The following is an 18189-nucleotide window of genomic DNA, read 5'->3' as shown; positions in this document are numbered from 1 at the left end:
TTATTAAGTCCTCATCTGGATCGTATCAGTATTGGTGCCCAAGATTGAAACCCATTAAGTAGAACCTTAATAGGTTAAGCATTATGATCAGGGTTACTTAGTGCTTAACTGAGTAAATTGCGGATGTGGCGGAATTGGTATACGCGCATGTCTAAGGAACATGTGGCTTCGGCCTTGCGAGTTCAAGTCTCGCCATCCGCATTCTTAAAACTGATACTCATCAATAAATGAGTCATAATTCTTTAGCAATTATTTTTGTCTCAAATGGACCAGGCGAACTAGCGACTTGGGTGAAGCCACTTGCTAAAGAACTTCATAAACATATAGAGCTAAAACCTAGAGTAAATAATTCTTCAATATCTTTAAATTTGGTACTTGTTCCATGCCCAAATGCAACTGGTCTTGAAATTATTGCTGCCAAAAAATGGTTGCAATTTGAAAAAATAATAAAAGCAAAAAATTTCTTGGAGCTTCTTTTAAACCCTAAAAAGTTTGGATCATGGCCATCCAACGGCTTAGTAATTTTTTTAGGAGGAGATCAATTTTGGAGTGTTCTACTTTCAGCAAGATTGGGATATTTACATATGACATATGCAGAGTGGATTGCCAGATGGCCTTTTTGGAATAATAGAATTGTTGCAATGTCCAAAAGGATTGTTGATAAATTACCAAAACGAATTCAACCTCGTTGTTCAGTCATAGGAGACCTAACAGCTGACTTAACTGAAACTGCAAAAATTGATGATCCACTCCCCTCTGGAAAGTGGATTGCTCTCCTGCCAGGTTCAAAAAGTGCGAAACTAAAAATTGGAATACCTTTCTTTCTTGATGTAGCAGATAAAATATCAAAATCAATGCCAGATTGTAAGTTTCTAATGCCACTTGCTCCAACCACAAATATAAATGAACTGAAATACTTTGGTAGCAGCAAAAATCCAATTTCAAAACAATATAAATCTGGAATCAAGTCAATTACTAAAGCGAATAAAAAAGAAGGAAGAGGAATATTGATAACCAAAAATTCTACAGTCATTTTAATACAAGAGAAGCATCCAGCATATAGTGATTTAAGCCAGTGTGATATTGCACTAACAACAATAGGGGCAAATACATCTGAGCTGGGATCATTAAATATTCCAATGATAGTTGTTGTTCCTACACAACACATTTTAGTTATGGAAGCATGGGATGGATTTGTAGGTTTAATAGCTAGATTACCAATTTTAAAATGGTGCTTAGGATTATTAATTAGCTTTATAAAACTCAAAAAAAGAGGATATATGGCTTGGCCAAATATATCTGCAAAAAGGATGATTGTTCCAGAAAGAGTAGGGCATATAACCCCCAAACAAATAGCTGAAGAAACTATTGATTGGCTTAATTCACCCTCAAGGCTTTCCGGACAAAAAAAAGACTTACAAGCACTTAGGGGTAGTAAAGGAGCAACCAAAAAATTTTGTCAGCAAATTATTGATCTTCTTAAAGAAGAAAATCTTTTAAATTAATCACCATGGATCTTCAATGTCTATAAGTTCTTTATCATTAGGTTTCATATCTTGAGAATTTGTTGTTGAAGATTTTTCTAAAGGTTCGACATCCATCGGTTCTTCTACTCTTGAAATTTTTGATCTATTCTTAGTATTTTGATAGGACATTTTAGCCTGCAAGTTGTCAGATGTATTTTTGATTTTTGATTGATTATAGTTTACTTCATCTTCATCAATTTCAGAATAAATTGATGACTGATTAGGTTCATCTAAATATCTTAATTCTTTATTATATTGTTGTTCTTCTGAATCTTGTAATTCTACGAATTCCATCTCTTCTTCTTCAAATATTTCCTCTTGGGATTGTTCTAGAAGTCTTTGATCATCATTTTCAATCTCACCAGAAGTTAATTGATTTTCCACTGGAACCAGATTAACTCTGTACCTTTCTCTTTCGCTTTCTTCAAATCCCGAATTACCTACACCAAGCTTTTCAAGGAAACCACTATTTAATTGTTTTAATTTCTCCTCAGCGCCCTCATAAACAATTATTCGATCAGGTCCACTACTTACAATTTCATTAACGGGCATCTCCCAAGTACTTAAAACCCCTTCGCCTAATAAAGGGACCCCTAGTGCTCCCATAACTAAAGTAAGTAATTCTCCAGTTTCAATATCAAAAGAAAATCCTAGTACTCTCCCCAACTGATCTCCAGATTCAGTAATAACTTGACAATTGATAACTTTATTAAATCTTTCAGGAACAAAATTTTCGCTTAAAGAATCTATTGTATCAACTAAAATGACATCACCTACTTGACGAATCTGATCAAGAGGAAGCCATCTTGGCAAGCCAGGTAAAAAACGCGTTAAGGGATTATCTCTTAGTCCTAAAGCAACAACTTCTCTACGATCAATATCAACAACAACTTCTCCTACAAGACCCAACCTACGTCCAGTATCACGTGTAATAACCTGAGTGCCCATCAACTCAGAACGAAGCCATAATCTGTCACTGGGGACAGCAGATGTGGATTCTTGTGGAGCTTGCGTGTTGGTCAACTCAAATATGCAGTAATGAGATTAGTAGAACCATATTGAATCATCTTAGTAAATTCAATCAAGCTGCGATTGGCAACCCAACAACTTGAGTATGATTTCCCCTCGCTTGCGTAACTCCAATAGTCCTCATTGAGGCCCCAATCATAGGTCTTCTATGACTTACAACAAGAAATTGTGCTTGTTTAGCTTGCTGAGCAATTAAAGCCGCTAACCTCTCAACATTTACTCCATCCAAGAAACTATCTACTTCATCCAGGGCGTAAAAAGGAGAAGGTCTAAAACGTTGCAAGGCAAAAAGAAAACTCAAAGCTGTTAAAGATTTTTCTCCACCTGACATCGCCGCAAGCCTTCTTACAGGCTTACCTTTTGGATGAGCAACCAAAGTCAAGCCACCGTCCAAAGGTTCGTCATGGTTTTCAAGCTGCAAATGTCCATCTCCTTCAGAGAGACTTGCAAATATTTCACGAAAATGTGTATCAACCGCATGAAAAGCCTCCATAAAGGCCTCCTGACGCAAAGTTGCAACTGTCTCTATTCGAACCAATAACTCCGATCTTTCATCAGTTAGAACTTGAAGTCTAGTTTCAAGTTCATTCAGTCTGTCTTCTAATTTAGCCAATTCTTCTAGTGCAAGCATATTGACAGGTTCCAATTCTTCCATTCTTTTCTGCAAAGATTCCAATCGAGACAGTAAAACATCCAAACCATTATCTCTTATTTCATCTGAGATCAAAGGCATTGGATTAGGAAGCTTCTTCTCCAATTCATTACATCGAATGGTTTCCATTCGTATCTCTTCCTTCATGTTTTTTTGATCTTCCCTTAAACATTGGAGACCCCATTGCATCTCTTGTACATTTAATCGTTTTTTAGATATATCAGCTTCCACGCAATCTCTTTCTCTTCGTTGTTCTCCAAAGCGAGTTTCTAAATCTTTTTGTTGATTGATCAGATCTTGTCTATTGGTATTAAGTAGTTTGCTTTGCTCACGCCAAGCGATATGAGCAGAAGCAAGAGTTTCTATAGAATCCTTTAAGCGTTTTTCTTCGCTGATTATAGAAGCTTCTTTATCATTTAATCGCTCTATTGCAAGCTTATTTTGGGATTGCTTATTTGAAATCTCATCTCTTTTATTTCTAAAAACAAGAAGATTTTTATCAGCATTTTCTAAATCATTTTGTAATTTAGACCAAATAGATGAGTCACTTGATTTATCTATTGTTTTTTCTTCCTTTTCAATTTCTGATAAAACGACCTCTAAAGGTTTAATACTCAAATTAATAGATTCTAATTGCAATAGTTTTTCTTTTTTAGATTTTTGAAGATCATCAATCCTTTTTGAGCGATATCTTTGACGTTCTAATAAAGGTGAATTTGATCTTTTAGAAGTCACTCTTTCAGCATCAATTGCTGCTTTCTTCTGTTCTAATGCACTTAGCTGAGTTCTTAGCTTGTCTAGTTTATGGATGAGTTGATTTTCGTTCTTTTGACAATTAGCTAAAGTCTCACCAACTTCTAATAATCTATTCTTCAAAAGATCACAATCATCATTATCTTTCACTCTTCCAAAACTTAAGCCAAAGGCTCTATTATTTAAACTTCCGCCAGTCATCGCTCCACTCTTTTCCAACAATTCGCCTTCTAAAGTAACAGCTCTTTTTATACCAATTTGATCACGAGCTGATGACAAGTCATTAAAAACAATTGTCTCACCAAATACATACAAGAAAACATTTTTATATATTGAATCAAATTGAATTAAGTCAATAGCATTACCAATTAATCCGGTATTTTTATTAAGGTTAGTGTGAACGGATCTCTGAAATACATCAGACCTATTTTGAGAGTTTTTAAAAATCTTATTAAGAGGTAAAAAAGTCAACCTTCCAGCTCTTTTTCGTTTTAAAAGATCAATTGATTTTGCAGCAATTCGATCGCTATCCACAACAACTTGCCCAAGTCTGGAACCAGCAGCTACTTCAAGAGCAATCCTATAACGATCTTCCACTTCGCCTAAATTAGCAACAGGGCCATGTATACCTTCTAAGCCAGATTCTAATAACAAAGTGATTGCATTAGTCCCTCGGCTTTCGGATATAATTTCTTTCCTACTTTCTACACGAGCAATATCATTTTGAAGCTTTATTTGTTCTTTCTCTAATCTATATTTTGTGCGCTCTTGAATGCCTTTCTCAGATACTAATAATTGAAATTCTTCTTTCTTATTAGACAGTAAATCTAAAATAGTATCCCATTCTTTATCCAAATTACTAATTTCTATATGTACTTTCTCATTGGAAGATTGATCAGCTTTTTGATCAGTCTCTAACTCTTTTAAAATAACATTTAATTGCAATAAACTTTCTTCAATATTTTGTTTCTCAAGTCTTTTAGGATCTAATTCTAATTTGATTTTATTAAGATTCTCTCTGGCTTTCTGATGTTTTTTTATCCAAGCACCAGAACGACCCGCCACATCTGAAAGTTTCCTTCTAGAAGATTCAACCCAAGACTCAGCTTCTTTACATCTTAAGTCAGCTTCTTCTAGTTCTTTAGGATTTATCTCATTCAATTTATTTTGTAAATCAGTTTGATAATCTTTCTTCTTTTGTAGAAGATTATTTCTAGATTCCTGTAATTTTTCCCCTTCGTTTTTATGATTAAGTCCTAGTCTTTCTATCTCTCTGTGTTGAGATTCAATACCTGCTAGTTTACCTTGAACTTCAAGCAACTGATCTTCACCAAGTTCTTTAACATTTTTTTGTAAAATATCTAATTTAGCTATGCATTGACTTAAATCATTCTCATCTTCAAGTAACTTCTCTGAATCTATTTTTTCTTTTTTAATCAATTCTTGATAATCTAGATCTAATTTTTCTAATCCCTTTTTTGCGTTTTCATAGGATAAAACTAATTCATGCTGTCTGCCAATTAATAATTGAGTTTTTAGATCTTTATATAAACTTGCTTTCTCACAATCTTTTTGCAAACGCTGTTTTGAAAGAATCAATTCTTGTTCAACAATACGACAACGTTCCTGCCTTTCATAAACATCATTTAACTTTGCACGAGTCTGATCAATACGAGTATCAAATAGTGCAACACCAGCGAGTTCGTCTATTAGACCTCTACGATCTTTATTACTCATAGAAACAATTCGAGTAACATCTCCCTGCATGACAACATTGCTGCCTTCAGGATCGATCCTAAGACGCCTTAATTGGGTTTGTAATTGCTGTAAATTACAAGTCTCACCATCTGCGCTGTAAGTGGAAGAATATGATCCTCCTGGCATAACTTTTAATCTTCTTGATACTGTCCATTCTTTTTGATCAGGCTTAATCCAAGGCCCTTCCTCAGTAGGTTCTATACCCTCTTCGGCTTCATCGGGCTGCCAATCAGTTAAATCAAATTTGACAGTTACTTTTGTTTCCGAAGATTTTCCAGCTTTTAATACTCCACTATTGACTAGATCGGGTAATCTGTCTGCTCTCATGCCTCGACTATTTGCAAGGCCTAAACAAAATAAAACTCCATCAAGAATATTGCTTTTACCAGAACCATTTGGACCTGTTACCACTGTAAAGCCCTCTTCAAGTGGAATCGACATCGACCCACCGAAGGACTTGAAATGAGACAAATCTACGTGGTTGATATGGACCAACAGAACCCATACACAATAAGGATGACGTTAGCGAAATATAAGAAAAACTCAAGTCTTTCTAATTCACTAGAAATAATTAATATCTTTTTCTAACAATCCTGCAACCATTTTTATCTATTACCAAATGACATTGAACATCTTCCCATTTAAGGGATAAATTTATAAAACTATTATCAATGGATGACAGAGATTCCAAAAAAATTCCTTTTTTAATTCTTGTTGCAACTCCTCTATTGCCAGAGACAATCTTTTCTTCAATTTCAAGCCATTCAAGCTTATGAGGAGCGATATAAACTGAATGCACACAAGGTCCATCTAATAATGGAATATCACTTAAACGCCAAGTTCTACAAAAATTTTTATCCTCTAAAAGAAAATCAAAGTGAATGCCTTTAAAATCATCAGGTGATCCAGCATGTCTTAATAAAACCCACCTATAAGGTTTTTTTTTACTAAGAGTATTCAATTAGAAATAATAAAAAAATACAAAAGAATTTCCATGAAAATCTTTCAGGAGACCAGTCTCCTCAGAAGAAACTACCGAAAGACAAACCTTTTAGCTTTTAGCCTCAGGTACAAACCTCAAGGCAATTAAAAGAAGGCTTCCAGCACCTGCTATTGAGGCTAATACTAGGCCAAAATCAGTAGGAATTGTATTAGAAGCAAAAACCATTGATGAAATTCCGACGCCCATGGGTTGTTAAGGAGATATCAATGACGTTTAGCACTATAAGTATTCGAATAGCAATATTTGTAAGCAAAGACGACGAAAAATTCTTTTGAAATTTTGGACTTCAAACATTTAAAACTCAAAAAAAGGATTCATCTGGGGCAACTTTTAAAAATTGAATTCCACTAAGGGGTTTCGATTAGGACAATATCTCTCTATTCTTTAATAAACCTTTGGATTTATGGAATCAGTGAATTCCTCATCCTCTACAACATTTAATTCAGTGGAAGCTGAAGAATCAATTGCTGAGGAATCGCCTGAACAATGGTTCAATGAACAATTTGAGAATTTATTGCCAAAAATTCAAGAACGTTGGCCAGATTTAGCTAAACAAACATTAGAAGCCACGAAAGGCAGTCTTGACGATTTAATCAATGTCATATCTTTACATTCAGGTAAAAACAGTTTTGGAGTGCAAGAACAACTAGAAGAAATTTTTCAATCTGCAACTCACACAACTAAGGGGTTAGCAAACTCTTTAAAGCCACTCGAACAACAGCTTGAAGACCTGCTAGACGAATTAAACAGTACTTTAAGGCCACGAATTGAGAAGCCAGTAAGAAAAAGACCCCTCTTAGCCATAGGTATTGCTGCTGGAATTGGAGTTTTATTTGGCATACTTATTGGTGGGGGGAGAAGAAATTAATGACAAACTCAGAACGTAAAAAAGGTTTAGGTGCTGCAGCGAGAGTTACTGCATTAGCAAGTTCAGTTATGGATCTTCATGTGCGCATTGCACTGCAAGAGATGGACCGAGAAAAACGCCGCCTGATAAGTGGTGGGATTTTCTTAGCAACTGGAGGAATATTGATGTTACTAGCCTTGTTAGGGTCTGAATTAATTCTTGGATTTTGGCTTAGAGACTTGTTTGATATAGATAACAAATCGACAATCTTAATTTTAGTTTTTATCAATCTTGTCTTAGCAGGAATGAGTCTCAGAATTGGAGGACATCTGGCAAAAGGACCTTATCTTCCAGAGACCTTGGAGGGAATAGCAAAAACTACAAAAGCTGTTTTAGGAAAAAATTAAATTACTTTATTTTATAATTTAACCATCGACAATCTATAGAACCATTATTTACTTGAAAACGACGATTTGCTTTCATCCCTAAATATTTACTTAATTTTGGATTTCCGTTGAGTAACCAAAGATCCCAGCCAGAGGCATTTTTTTTACAATATTCACCTAATTGTTTATAAAGATTAGGTAATTCATTTTCATCTCCTATTCTTTTTCCATAAGGAGGATTACAAATCAAAAGTCCGAATCCAAGTGGTAATGTAAATTTATGAAAAGGACAGTTAATGATTTCTATGTAATCTTTCAAGCCTGCTTTTATAACGTTCTGCCTAGCAGAATTAGCAATAATTTCATCAAATTCACACCCAATTATTTTTGGTAACTGCCTGTTAAAAGATTTCTTATTCTGTGCCATTTTTAATTCTTTGTTCCAAATGGATATATCAAAATCCGGCCAATTTTTAAACAGAAATTGTCTATCCATACCAGATGCAATTCCAAGCAAAGTACTAACTGCTTCAATTAAAAATGTTCCAGAACCACAGAAGGGATCAACCAAATTATTTGTTCCATCCCAACCAGTCATTCGAATTAAACCTGCAGCCAGTGTCTCCTTAATCGGTGCAATACCAACAGCGGGCTTGTATCCTCTTCTATGAAGACTTGAGTTGCTACCATCAACACTCAAAACGGCTTGATTATTTGACAAGTGCAAATGAAAACAAATATCTGGATTGCTCAAATCAACATTCGAACGCAAACCCCATCGTTCTCTTTGTAAATCAATAATTGCATTTTTCACTTGCAAAGCAGTGAAATGAGTGTGTGATAATCCTTCACCAAATCCAGTGACATCTACTCGAAAACTTTTTTTGGGATGGAGCCATTTTTTCCAATCAGTTGCTCTTTGAACACCGCTATAAAGTTCATCAGGACTATGACAAGGAAATCTGCTTATTTCTCTTAAAAATCTAAAAGACAAGCGAGCCCTTAAATGTAATCTATATAAACAAGCCAAATCAGCTTCGAATAAAACATGCCTCCTTGAAGGTTGAACTGATTTAGCTCCAAGTTCAATTAACTCTTTTGCACCCTCTTGTTCCAAGCCTTGTGAAATAGATGCAACAAGTTTCATTATTTTTAAGTTATTAAAAACTATCGAAAACTTCTTTAAACACTAATCGATTATTCCCAAATATCTGTCAGAATATATTTGTCTATTTCCAATGGACTAGGTGATTCACACCAGTATCTCGGACAGCGGTTCGATTCCGCTCAGCTCCATGTAATGGGGCTGCAATGGCTTCGACGGGGTATCAGGAGAGTGACTGAAGCCTGCTCGGTCAGAGCAAAACCATAACTGCTAACAACATCGTTAGTTTCTCCCGTCAAACAGCCCCTGTTGCTGCTTGATTCTTTAACGGAGATGGGGTCAGATCAGCCTTATTACCCAATTGATCCATGGACGCTGGAAGGCGTCCTTTTAAATTTCAGCGTAATGGTCTCAGAATCTCAAAAAACATCAAAAACAACTTAAGGGCAAAATCCAATAATTCTCCTAAAAAAGAAAGAGATTAAAATTACTACTTAGCAGTAATAAAAAGTGGTTTAATTGGCTATCATAAGCAAGACAAAATTTTTATTTTTTTATACTTTTACAAAATTACTAGCTACAATAATTTTTGATAAGTAATTTAATTAAAAAAAATAATTTTGATAATATGTTGATAATAAAAAGTTATTTCTATGCAGTTATCTATTATCGCTTTAGCCTCATCAGCATGGGGGGTTGCGAGATTTACAACTGATTCATTTGCGCTTATTGCATTAGGAATTTTAGCTGCCCTGCCTATTTTATTACTTAAGAGTAAAGCTAATTTCAAAAATATATGGACTAGCGGAAATGCTCTATCAAATCGATAAATAATATATTTTTAATTTTAATCAAATATAATGATTAAAATTAAAAATATAAAATATAAAATAGATTTTTTAATTACGTTTAAGACATCTTTTCAAATAAGTCCTTGTGATAATCAACCACATTTTGACAACTTATCACTGGAGTAATTTCCATGTCGATTCCAAACTGTGCTCTCCATGGGGCAAAGTGTAAGAAAAGTTCCTTGTCTCCATTTGCATTACAAAGTATCACAACACGTCCTTCTCCAGGAGCATGAACACGAAAAAGCATTTCAAATCCATCAAAATTATCTTGTTTAGACATCTCTCCATTTTCCCAAAAGTCCACAAATTGCTTATATGCAGCAACTTGATTTTCAATATTAGGAAATTGACAATCAACTAAATAAAGTTGCATTAGTAATGTGATAAAAACTAATTTTAGCGAGAAAAGCCAAATAAATGATTGATATATTGATCAATAAACAAACCTGTTGTAAAAAGGAGACATAGGAGAGTAAAAATATCATAAACTCTTTTTTATAGACAAATAATTTCAATTTGTCTTCTTAGCGGCCCTCAAATTATTAAGGAGAGTTAAAAAAACCATTGGAGAATAAAAATAAACACATAAGAATCAAAGGCCCTACGCCAAATACAAATAGAACAATTTTTGCAGTTCTAGGTGTTGTTTGTTTGTCTCCATTTTGATCAACAATCTTAGAAGATATATTTTTTCTTGATTTTTTACTAGGCATAGCAAAAATAGACATAAAAAACTATAATAGCAATTATATTAGAGAAGCTATATTAAAAAAGTAATTTCATCTAATTAAAGGATAATTTCTAAAGATTTGGATAAGAATAAATAAAAATATTAGACAGAAATTAATCTTAGATAATAAAAGATTTTCGATTAAATAAATTCAATTTTTTTGAAATATCTAGAGAAAATTAATCAATTGAATAAATAATTTTTTCTATTGCTTTAGCCGTCTCAAACCAATTAAAAGATTCAGCTCGCGCTGGGCCTTTATGAAAAGCTTTTTCAAAACATTTTTTATCATTTATAACTGCATTCATTGCAGATGCTATTGATTGAATATCAAATGGATTCACACAATAACCATAGTCACCAATCACCTCAGGAAGTGAACCTCTTTCAGAGGCAATAACAGGCGTACCACAAGCCATTGCCTCGAGAGCTGGGAGACCAAAGCCCTCCCAAAGACTCGCAATAATTAATGCTTGACATTCGTTTAATAGTAATAATTTTTCTTCATCATCAATCCAACCTTTCCATATACATAAATGTCTCAGATTTAGATCATCAATTATTTTCAAAAGACTGGGTGTATACCTTTTATCAGCTGCACCTACAAAAACAAGTTTATAATCATTAATTTTGGCAAATGAAAATGCTTTAATAACCCTTTCTAAATTCTTATGCGGATTATGTCTTCCGATGATAAGAAAGAATTTTTTTCTTGTTTTTTTTATTGGATAATACTTTTTATTATTATAACCTAATTTAATTGGAAATAATTTATACTTTGGTACTTTATAAAATTTATTCAAATCATTAGCGGTAGAGGTAGAGTTACATAGAACTATCTTAGATTGTTTTAAAATTAAAGGGATATAAACTAAATGATACAGAGTTAAAAATGATATTGAAGGATACCTAATGGGAATAACATCATGCGCCAAAACAATGGATTTCACATTTTCAAATATTGGGGCTTCCAATAATGGTGATAAAAAATATTCAGCATTTAATTTATCCATGATACTTGGAACAACTTTTTGAAGCCAATACAAACGTCTGCAATGACTTCTAAAACCCTGTCCTGGAGAAAGATTATTAGGAATGTAAATATCACCTTTAATTCCTAAATCTTTTGGAATGAGAGAAGTTATTTTTTGAGAAGATAAAGAATTCAACAGTTCCCTAGAGACAACTCCAATTCCTGTATCTTTTTTGGTTATGTAGCTACCATTAAAAACTATAGAAGACATGGTTATACTATTCGCATATAAATCTATTTAGATAATAGTAAGTCACATGTTGAGAGCAAACTTTTTTTATAAGTTTTTTAGATACAGAAAAAATAATAGCAATGAAATTGTGAAATACAATGCAAATAAGAAAAATGACTTACAAAATCAAATAAATAACGAAATCATAGATATAGATCAAAAAATAGCAGAAAACAGCAAAGCTTTGCTTCAAGCACAAACTATAAGATTAAGATCGACTTTCTCAAAATCATATAATTTTATAGAAAAATTGAGCACAAATGTCTACAAGAAAAAATTAGAGGAGTCAATTAATTGGCATCAAAAACAAATCCAAGAATTGTATTTAAAAAGAAGAGAATTACAAATTAACCTAGAAAAACTTAAAGGTACATTTTGGCTCAATCAATTCAAAAGATTTCTGACAATTATTTTCTTAGGATTTTTCATCTTTTTAAGTATATTTATATTTTTGTCTGGTTTTATGATTATTATTTATTTACTGCCACTGTTAATATTAATTTTCATAGGCTATTTATTAGCTACAAAAAAATATTAATCAATCTTTTAATATAAATCAAGATTAAATCATATTAAAATATGATTTAATCATCTAAGGAATACTTTTTAAAAAGTATCCTTTAGATTTTCTTAGCATTGGCATAAACAACTAATTCGCAAACACCCAAGGAACTGGCTTAATCCGCATAAATAACTTCTGAAAATTAAGTAATTTTATAAAATGATTAGCACCAGCAAAACTTATCATCTTTTGGTGCGTCTACTAAAGGCACTACCAATTAGAAGAAGAAAGTCTTTATTAAAATTAATTCCAGTAGCAGCCTTGACTGGGTTAGTAGATGTAATTGTAGTTGGAATTGTTTCTAGATTATTCACTGTCTTTATAGGTCAGCCTAATCAACCTGCTTTACCATTTCAAAATTTTATACCTGAAGATCCAAAAACAAAAGTTATCAGTCTAGTCGTTATATACATTGCGATGAATTGGCTTGCATCATTTTCTAAATTATTTCTGAAAGCAGCACAAGAAAGACTTCGAGTAGCAATTTGGCGAGATTTATCAGAACTAGCACAAAAAAAATTACTATCTCAACCATATGAATTTTTCTTAAACAAGAAAAGATCTGATCTATCTTCAAAGGTTTTAATCAATATATCCAGGGTTTCAGAATTTCTAGTTAGACCAATACTGCAAATTTCTAGCGGCATATGTGTTATTACTTGTATATGTATTGCTGTTCTTTTTATAGCTAAATCAATAGCACTTTATTTAATTTTTAGTCTCCTAATTTTTTATATATTTATATCATTATTTGTAACACCTTATATACGATACTCTTCTAGTCAAAGAATAAAATTAGAGAAAGAAACAAATAATATTCTAACTGAATCAATGAGAACAATTATAGACGTACACCTTACTAGCTCAGAATCTTATTTTGAAAAGAGATACAAATTGGCCGGTAAAAACTCTTTCCCTTTTATTTGGAAAGCTGAGGTTCTACCAGAGTTCCCAAGATCATTAATAGAGCCTTTTGGTATTACCTTGATTTTCGTTATTGGTCTTTACCCTTATATGACAGGGCAAAACGATTCAATACTTATTGAGATAGTTCCATTCCTTGCAACAATAGCAGTTGCTGCACTGAAACTAACGCCTCCATTACAAGATTCATTTAGAGCTCTAACATCAATGCGAGCATCAATACCAGATTTAGAAGAAATACTGAAGTTGATAGAACTTCCATCGAATAGGCTCACAAAAAGTTCAATAGGCGTCCCTACAAAACAAGGAATAGAACCTAGAAACAACATAAAACTTGAAAATTTAAATTATAAATATCCCAACAGTGATGAATACACATTAAAAGGTATTAATTTGACTATCCCTATTGGTGCAAGAATAGCTTTTGTTGGAGAAACTGGAAGTGGTAAAACAACCACTGCTAATCAATTACTATGTCTTCTTAGACCCACAGAAGGAAATCTATTATTAGATGGAATTGCAGTTACTGATAAAGAAGTACCTGCATGGCAAGACTGTTGTTCTTACGTCCCCCAATCAATTACTTTATTAAATAGCAATATTATTGAAAATGTCGCATACGGTTTAGATAAAGAATTTATAGATAATGAAAGACTATGGGATGCACTTAAGGCTGCTCAACTAGCTGAATTAGTCTCAGAAATGCCAATGGGTTTGCAAACTCAAGTTGGTGATAATGGCATCAGACTATCTGGAGGACAAAGGCAAAGATTGGCTATAGCAAGAGCTTTTTACAGACAATCAAAATTATTAGTTTTAGATGAAGCTACTAGTGCATTAGATAACAGAACAGAAGCAGAAGTAATGAATGCAATTGAAATCATCGGTAGACGATGCACAATAGTAACTATTGCGCACAGATTATCTACTATTGAAAGATCAGATTGCATATACGAATTTAAAAATGGAAGAATAATTGGCTTTGGTAATTATAAAGAGCTACTAAATAAATCAAATACCTTTTTCGATATGGTTGAAATTGCAAAAAGGACAAGCGAATCAAATATATAAATTATACGTCAATCAAAATATAGGCAGTAATTGATATCAAGCCAAATTTAAAAAAGAATTTTGAAATCTATTAATTCTTTAACGGAAAGATAAAAAATCAGACTTGTTCCAAAGATGGATCCAGCTAACCCTCCTATAAAACCAAAAAATAATATACTCAAATTTTTGCCATCAGAGGTCGTGCTTTTAGAGGAAATAGGGAGTTTTTCAACTACTTTTAAGCGCTCAGGGGTAGCTCTGCGACTGATTTGTTGATGTCTAACAAGTGCTTCGAAATCTGGCATTGAATTTGTTTAGCAATGGAACAATAGGCCGACCAACCTGACATTCGTCTTGGGTCGGATCGACCTTTATCATCAACAGCATCAATTACTGCTGCTCCCTGGTTTTCTGCTTTATCAAAGGCTGATAACAAAGGAATATCGCCCTCTAATACAGTTAAATCAAATTTCTTAAGAGCTTCTCTTGCTTCATTTGCAATTCTTTTTTGGCGAAAGTCAACTTTAACAAGTAAAACTGCATGAGGAATATTTAACTGCTTCAGTAAAGATGCTAATTCAACAGTTAATTCTACAGATCTTGCTTTTGGAGCTGTAGGCAAAAGAACCAGATCAGACCCAGCTGCTAAATGTTTCAACTCTTCTTCATCAGTACTAGCTTGACCATCAGTGATAACAATTTCAGATAATCTCGTTGCTTTAGCAGCGGCCTCAACTGCAACAATATTGAATTTAAGATTACCTCTTGATCCATACGCAAGAGCGGATCGATTTCTATCCGCATCAACAAGACAAACATTTTTTCCTTGAGAAGACCAAACACTTGCTAGATGGATTGAAGTACAAGTTTTAGCTACTCCACCTTTTTGGCCACATACAGTTATGAACAAAGGAGGGAATTAACATCTAAAAATAATTTGCTAGATCTCATGACAAAGTCAAGTAGCAAAATAAAGAATCATAAGACAATACTAATAAGATCAATTTCAAGCATAAGAAAAACAAATACTAGTAAGTTTATTCTGTATTTAATACAACAATTTTATGTCATTATTAGTAGATCAATCATCAAAAGAAAATATTTATGCTTGCAAGAAGTTATTTCTAATGCATATTTAGTTATATTTATTAGAGACAGAAATGTTAAGTGAAAAGATTTTACTAAGTACAAAAAGAAAATTTTCCAGAATTTTTAGTTTTTTTAAAATAAAAGAAAAAAACTTATCAGATAGGTTTGAAAACCTAACATCTATTCCAGGAATAGGAGCAAAAAATTGCAATAATTTCTATGAGGCAGGATATATGACCCCAGAGTCAATTATTTCAGCATCCGATGAAGAACTTTTAACCATACCTGGAGTAGGTATTAGCTTTATTAAAAAACTAAGAAAAACATTAGGTAGACTATAAATACAAAGACTAAAGTTAAATAGATAGATTTAATATCTAGATTATAAAAAAAATTTTCATTCAATAAAAATTCTACCAAGGTAAAACATCTCCATTGGAATGCCAGAAAGTTCCAGTAGTAGCAATTGTAAGTTCATCAATTCTTTGAATAAGTCCTTTGACGGATTCTTCAGGCTGAATCCCACTAGAAGTAAATGATGTCATGCGAGTACTTACTAAACCAGGATGCAAAATTGCTACAGAAATATCTTTAGACTTTAAATCTACTGATAAAGATTTTCCAGCCATACACAAAGCGGCTTTAGACATCCTATATCCGTAGGAACCACCAGAACTATTATCCTCTATAGAACCCATACGACTACTTATCAAAGCTATTTTCGCAGGTTTACTAAGATGACTGAGCATACTTTGTACAAAACACAATGGGCTTAGAGCATTCACCTCAAATTGATCAACGATACTTTGCGGATCTAAATTAGAAAGAGAATTAAATTCTGAAATGCCAGCATTTTGAATCAAAACATCAATTTTAGTATCTTTTAAGTTCTCTCGAAGCCTAATCACAGAGTCTCCTGAGGAGACGTCTATGCCTGTCTCAACTCTTACTGACAAGGAATTCAAATCTAAAGAGGTAGATCTACAAGTGGCAATTACTTCTTCTCCTCTATTATTTAATTGTCGAGCCAATTCAAGGCCAATTCCTCTATTAGCCCCTGTAATTAAATAAGTAGACAAAATCAACCTTAAGCTACAACTAGACTAAAACAAAAAAATAAAAATAAAATAATAAAATGCAATTGATACAAATTACGACCAGGTGTTAAACATTAGAGGAGAAGTTAAAGCAGTTCATCAATCATCCATATCATCATATATTGAATCAGATAGATCTGAAAAAGGTCCTGAAAGGATATTGGGACCAGATAAAAAAGTAAATGTTTTTCGAACGGACAAATCTGCAGATAATCTAATACAACAAAATCCTTTTTTGATAACAAGTAATCTCCAAAACTCACTCCAATCTATTCACTGGTCTAGGATCTCATTAATGTGAAAGGTTTCATCTAAAGAGTGAATTTCCATCTTTAATTGATCTCTTAAAAAAAAAGATTTTGCTAGTCTTTCATTGTTTGCAATAATTTTTCCAATATATCTAGTATTCTGAAGATCATAATCTAAAGTCTCCAAATAATTGATTATTTGATCAATATCAATTTTAGTAAAATCATTCTTTTTTAAATTTTATATAATTAGCAAATCTTGAATCATTTTATCTTTTCAATAATAAATAATTCTATATCTAGACTTTAAAGAAAGTAAAATATTCTAAAAATTTAATAAAATAAATTGATCTTATAAATATTTAATATTACTATTTGATATTTTTTTAATCATAAATAATGTTTTCAGATCCGCCAATAATTGTAGTCAATGACATTTGATAAGCCTTTTCGTGCAATGTTAGAGAAGAATTTTTTCTTAAATATCTAGTATCAAACCAATTATCATTATCAAAACTTTGAATTGCTTTTTTAATCCTATATCCCAAGTTAAGATTTTGATAAGCAAGCTTTCTCCATTCACCATTTCTCTTTCGATAGCCAAATTCGAAATAATACACACCTTTATTTATTGGAATTGGAAATGAAATAGAAGATTGAAATTTATTTACCTCAATCTCTTTCATAATACAAGTTGAATTATTTTGATTTCTATTATTACTGATATCAAATAATCTAATGGCATAAAAACAACTTTTACTTAAATCAATTCTCAAATTGTCAATAGGACTTATCTCCCAAAAGCATTTTATATAACCATTACCTAGATTATTAACTTTAAGGTTACTAAAAGTATTAGTAATTTTTTTTAAACTATTCCAAAAGTATTCTTTTACATTTAAATGAAGCCTAGGGTTCATTTTTCTGATAAAATAAATAAATATATTATATTATAATAATTTTTAAAGTCTTTGCTGTAAATTTTGTTATCAATAAGCTTATTTGTACTATTGAATACATAAATGAAATCTTCACCCATGGTCCATAAGCTAAAAGATATTTAGTCAAAAATACCTAGTTATGAAAAATTAAGCTGCAGTCGGCTTTTGTCTTTCAGATAGAATGGCTTCCACAAAATCTACAGTAGATTTTCTTGATGAGATGTTACTTGTCTTCCAGTGATTGATTAAGGTCTTCAACTCGATTATCCTTTGTTCGGCTACTTCAATCTTTTCTTCATTAGACATCGAAATAAAAAATGACTTCTATACCTTAAGAATAACGATTTAGAAAGATATATCAATAGATAAT

At 32.5% G+C, this 18189-nt stretch carries 19 protein-coding genes and 1 tRNA gene; 9 read left to right on the top strand and 11 right to left on the bottom strand.

The window, feature by feature from the left end:
- Window positions 1–119: 119 nt before the first annotated feature.
- Window positions 120–201 (top strand) — tRNA-Leu (locus O5633_RS08975).
- A gap of 26 nt (window positions 202–227) precedes the next feature.
- The gene (locus O5633_RS08970) at window positions 228–1505 is read left to right on the top strand and encodes a glycosyl transferase (protein WP_269609330.1); all 1278 of its coding nucleotides are present in this window, start codon (window positions 228–230) and stop codon (window positions 1503–1505) included.
- Here the strand turns inward: O5633_RS08970 and O5633_RS08965 are convergent, their stop codons facing one another.
- From O5633_RS08965 to O5633_RS08950, 4 genes are all read right to left on the bottom strand, one after another.
- Window positions 1506–2549, bottom strand: coding sequence for a PRC-barrel domain-containing protein (locus tag O5633_RS08965; protein WP_269609329.1), 1044 nt, complete (start codon window positions 2547–2549; stop codon window positions 1506–1508).
- Between the two features lie 58 nt (window positions 2550–2607).
- Window positions 2608–6213 (bottom strand): chromosome segregation protein SMC, encoded by a 3606-nt coding sequence (gene smc, locus O5633_RS08960; protein WP_269609328.1) that lies wholly within the window; start codon window positions 6211–6213, stop codon window positions 2608–2610.
- Between the two features lie 76 nt (window positions 6214–6289).
- Entirely contained in the window at window positions 6290–6679 is a 390-nt protein-coding gene (locus O5633_RS08955) for a hypothetical protein (RefSeq protein ID WP_269609327.1), read from the bottom strand.
- A gap of 90 nt (window positions 6680–6769) precedes the next feature.
- Window positions 6770–6907, bottom strand: a complete 138-nt coding sequence (locus O5633_RS08950) for a hypothetical protein (protein ID WP_110859680.1) — start codon at window positions 6905–6907, stop codon at window positions 6770–6772.
- A 217-nt stretch (window positions 6908–7124) separates the two neighbouring features.
- Here O5633_RS08950 and O5633_RS08945 point away from each other — a divergent pair, with 217 nt between their 5' ends.
- Window positions 7125–7589 carry a DUF883 family protein gene (locus O5633_RS08945; RefSeq protein ID WP_420063613.1) on the top strand — a complete coding sequence of 155 codons (465 nt, stop codon included), beginning with the start codon at window positions 7125–7127 and terminating at the stop codon, window positions 7587–7589.
- Window positions 7589–7975: a phage holin family protein gene (locus O5633_RS08940; RefSeq protein ID WP_269609326.1), complete on the top strand. Its 387-nt coding sequence runs from the start codon at window positions 7589–7591 to the stop codon at window positions 7973–7975. The genes O5633_RS08945 and O5633_RS08940 overlap by 1 nt, the downstream gene beginning before the upstream one ends.
- 1 nt (window position 7976) lies before the next feature.
- On the opposite strand, the gene O5633_RS08935 is transcribed toward O5633_RS08940, so the two are convergent.
- Window positions 7977–9101, bottom strand: coding sequence for a THUMP domain-containing class I SAM-dependent RNA methyltransferase (locus O5633_RS08935; protein WP_269609325.1), 1125 nt, complete (start codon window positions 9099–9101; stop codon window positions 7977–7979).
- A gap of 611 nt (window positions 9102–9712) precedes the next feature.
- Between O5633_RS08935 and O5633_RS08925 the strand changes: the two genes are divergently transcribed.
- Entirely contained in the window at window positions 9713–9889 is a 177-nt protein-coding gene (locus O5633_RS08925) for a hypothetical protein (RefSeq protein WP_269609324.1), read from the top strand.
- A 79-nt stretch (window positions 9890–9968) separates the two neighbouring features.
- Here O5633_RS08925 and O5633_RS08920 read toward each other — a convergent pair whose 3' ends face one another.
- From O5633_RS08920 to O5633_RS08910, 3 genes are all read right to left on the bottom strand, one after another.
- Window positions 9969–10286: a DUF3303 domain-containing protein gene (locus tag O5633_RS08920; protein WP_269609323.1), complete on the bottom strand. Its 318-nt coding sequence runs from the start codon at window positions 10284–10286 to the stop codon at window positions 9969–9971.
- A gap of 169 nt (window positions 10287–10455) precedes the next feature.
- Window positions 10456–10641: a hypothetical protein gene (locus O5633_RS08915; protein WP_269609322.1), complete on the bottom strand. Its 186-nt coding sequence runs from the start codon at window positions 10639–10641 to the stop codon at window positions 10456–10458.
- A 181-nt stretch (window positions 10642–10822) separates the two neighbouring features.
- Window positions 10823–11887 carry a glycosyltransferase family 4 protein gene (locus O5633_RS08910; protein WP_269609321.1) on the bottom strand — a complete coding sequence of 355 codons (1065 nt, stop codon included), beginning with the start codon at window positions 11885–11887 and terminating at the stop codon, window positions 10823–10825.
- A gap of 46 nt (window positions 11888–11933) precedes the next feature.
- On the opposite strand from O5633_RS08910, the gene O5633_RS08905 reads away from it, so the two are divergent.
- Together O5633_RS08905 and O5633_RS08900 are read left to right on the top strand one after the other, a co-directional pair.
- A complete protein-coding gene (locus O5633_RS08905; RefSeq protein WP_269609320.1) occupies window positions 11934–12446 on the top strand; it encodes a hypothetical protein in 513 nt (170 codons plus the stop codon).
- Between the two features lie 183 nt (window positions 12447–12629).
- Complete coding sequence (locus O5633_RS08900; protein WP_269609319.1) at window positions 12630–14465, top strand: ABC transporter ATP-binding protein; 1836 nt, start codon at window positions 12630–12632, stop codon at window positions 14463–14465.
- Window positions 14466–14682: 217 nt separating this feature from the next.
- On the opposite strand, the gene O5633_RS08895 is transcribed toward O5633_RS08900, so the two are convergent.
- Window positions 14683–15354 (bottom strand): ParA family protein, encoded by a 672-nt coding sequence (locus tag O5633_RS08895; RefSeq protein ID WP_269609317.1) that lies wholly within the window; start codon window positions 15352–15354, stop codon window positions 14683–14685.
- Window positions 15355–15604: 250 nt separating this feature from the next.
- On the opposite strand from O5633_RS08895, the gene O5633_RS08890 reads away from it, so the two are divergent.
- Window positions 15605–15874 carry a helix-hairpin-helix domain-containing protein gene (locus O5633_RS08890; protein WP_269609316.1) on the top strand — a complete coding sequence of 90 codons (270 nt, stop codon included), beginning with the start codon at window positions 15605–15607 and terminating at the stop codon, window positions 15872–15874.
- A 72-nt stretch (window positions 15875–15946) separates the two neighbouring features.
- On the opposite strand, the gene O5633_RS08885 is transcribed toward O5633_RS08890, so the two are convergent.
- Window positions 15947–16612 carry an SDR family oxidoreductase gene (locus O5633_RS08885; protein ID WP_269609314.1) on the bottom strand — a complete coding sequence of 222 codons (666 nt, stop codon included), beginning with the start codon at window positions 16610–16612 and terminating at the stop codon, window positions 15947–15949.
- A gap of 82 nt (window positions 16613–16694) precedes the next feature.
- Between O5633_RS08885 and O5633_RS08880 the strand changes: the two genes are divergently transcribed.
- Window positions 16695–16931 (top strand): hypothetical protein, encoded by a 237-nt coding sequence (locus O5633_RS08880; RefSeq protein ID WP_269609312.1) that lies wholly within the window; start codon window positions 16695–16697, stop codon window positions 16929–16931.
- A gap of 333 nt (window positions 16932–17264) precedes the next feature.
- Here O5633_RS08880 and O5633_RS08875 read toward each other — a convergent pair whose 3' ends face one another.
- Complete coding sequence (locus O5633_RS08875; protein ID WP_269609311.1) at window positions 17265–17798, bottom strand: DUF4912 domain-containing protein; 534 nt, start codon at window positions 17796–17798, stop codon at window positions 17265–17267.
- Window positions 17799–18189: the final 391 nt, after the last annotated feature.

Source organism: Prochlorococcus marinus str. MIT 1013, from assembly GCF_027359395.1.
In the GTDB taxonomy this organism is placed as follows: domain Bacteria; phylum Cyanobacteriota; class Cyanobacteriia; order PCC-6307; family Cyanobiaceae; genus Prochlorococcus_B; species Prochlorococcus_B marinus_E.
The sequence above is the reverse complement of the archived record's forward strand: the minus strand, read 5'-3'. Positions and strand labels throughout refer to the sequence as shown.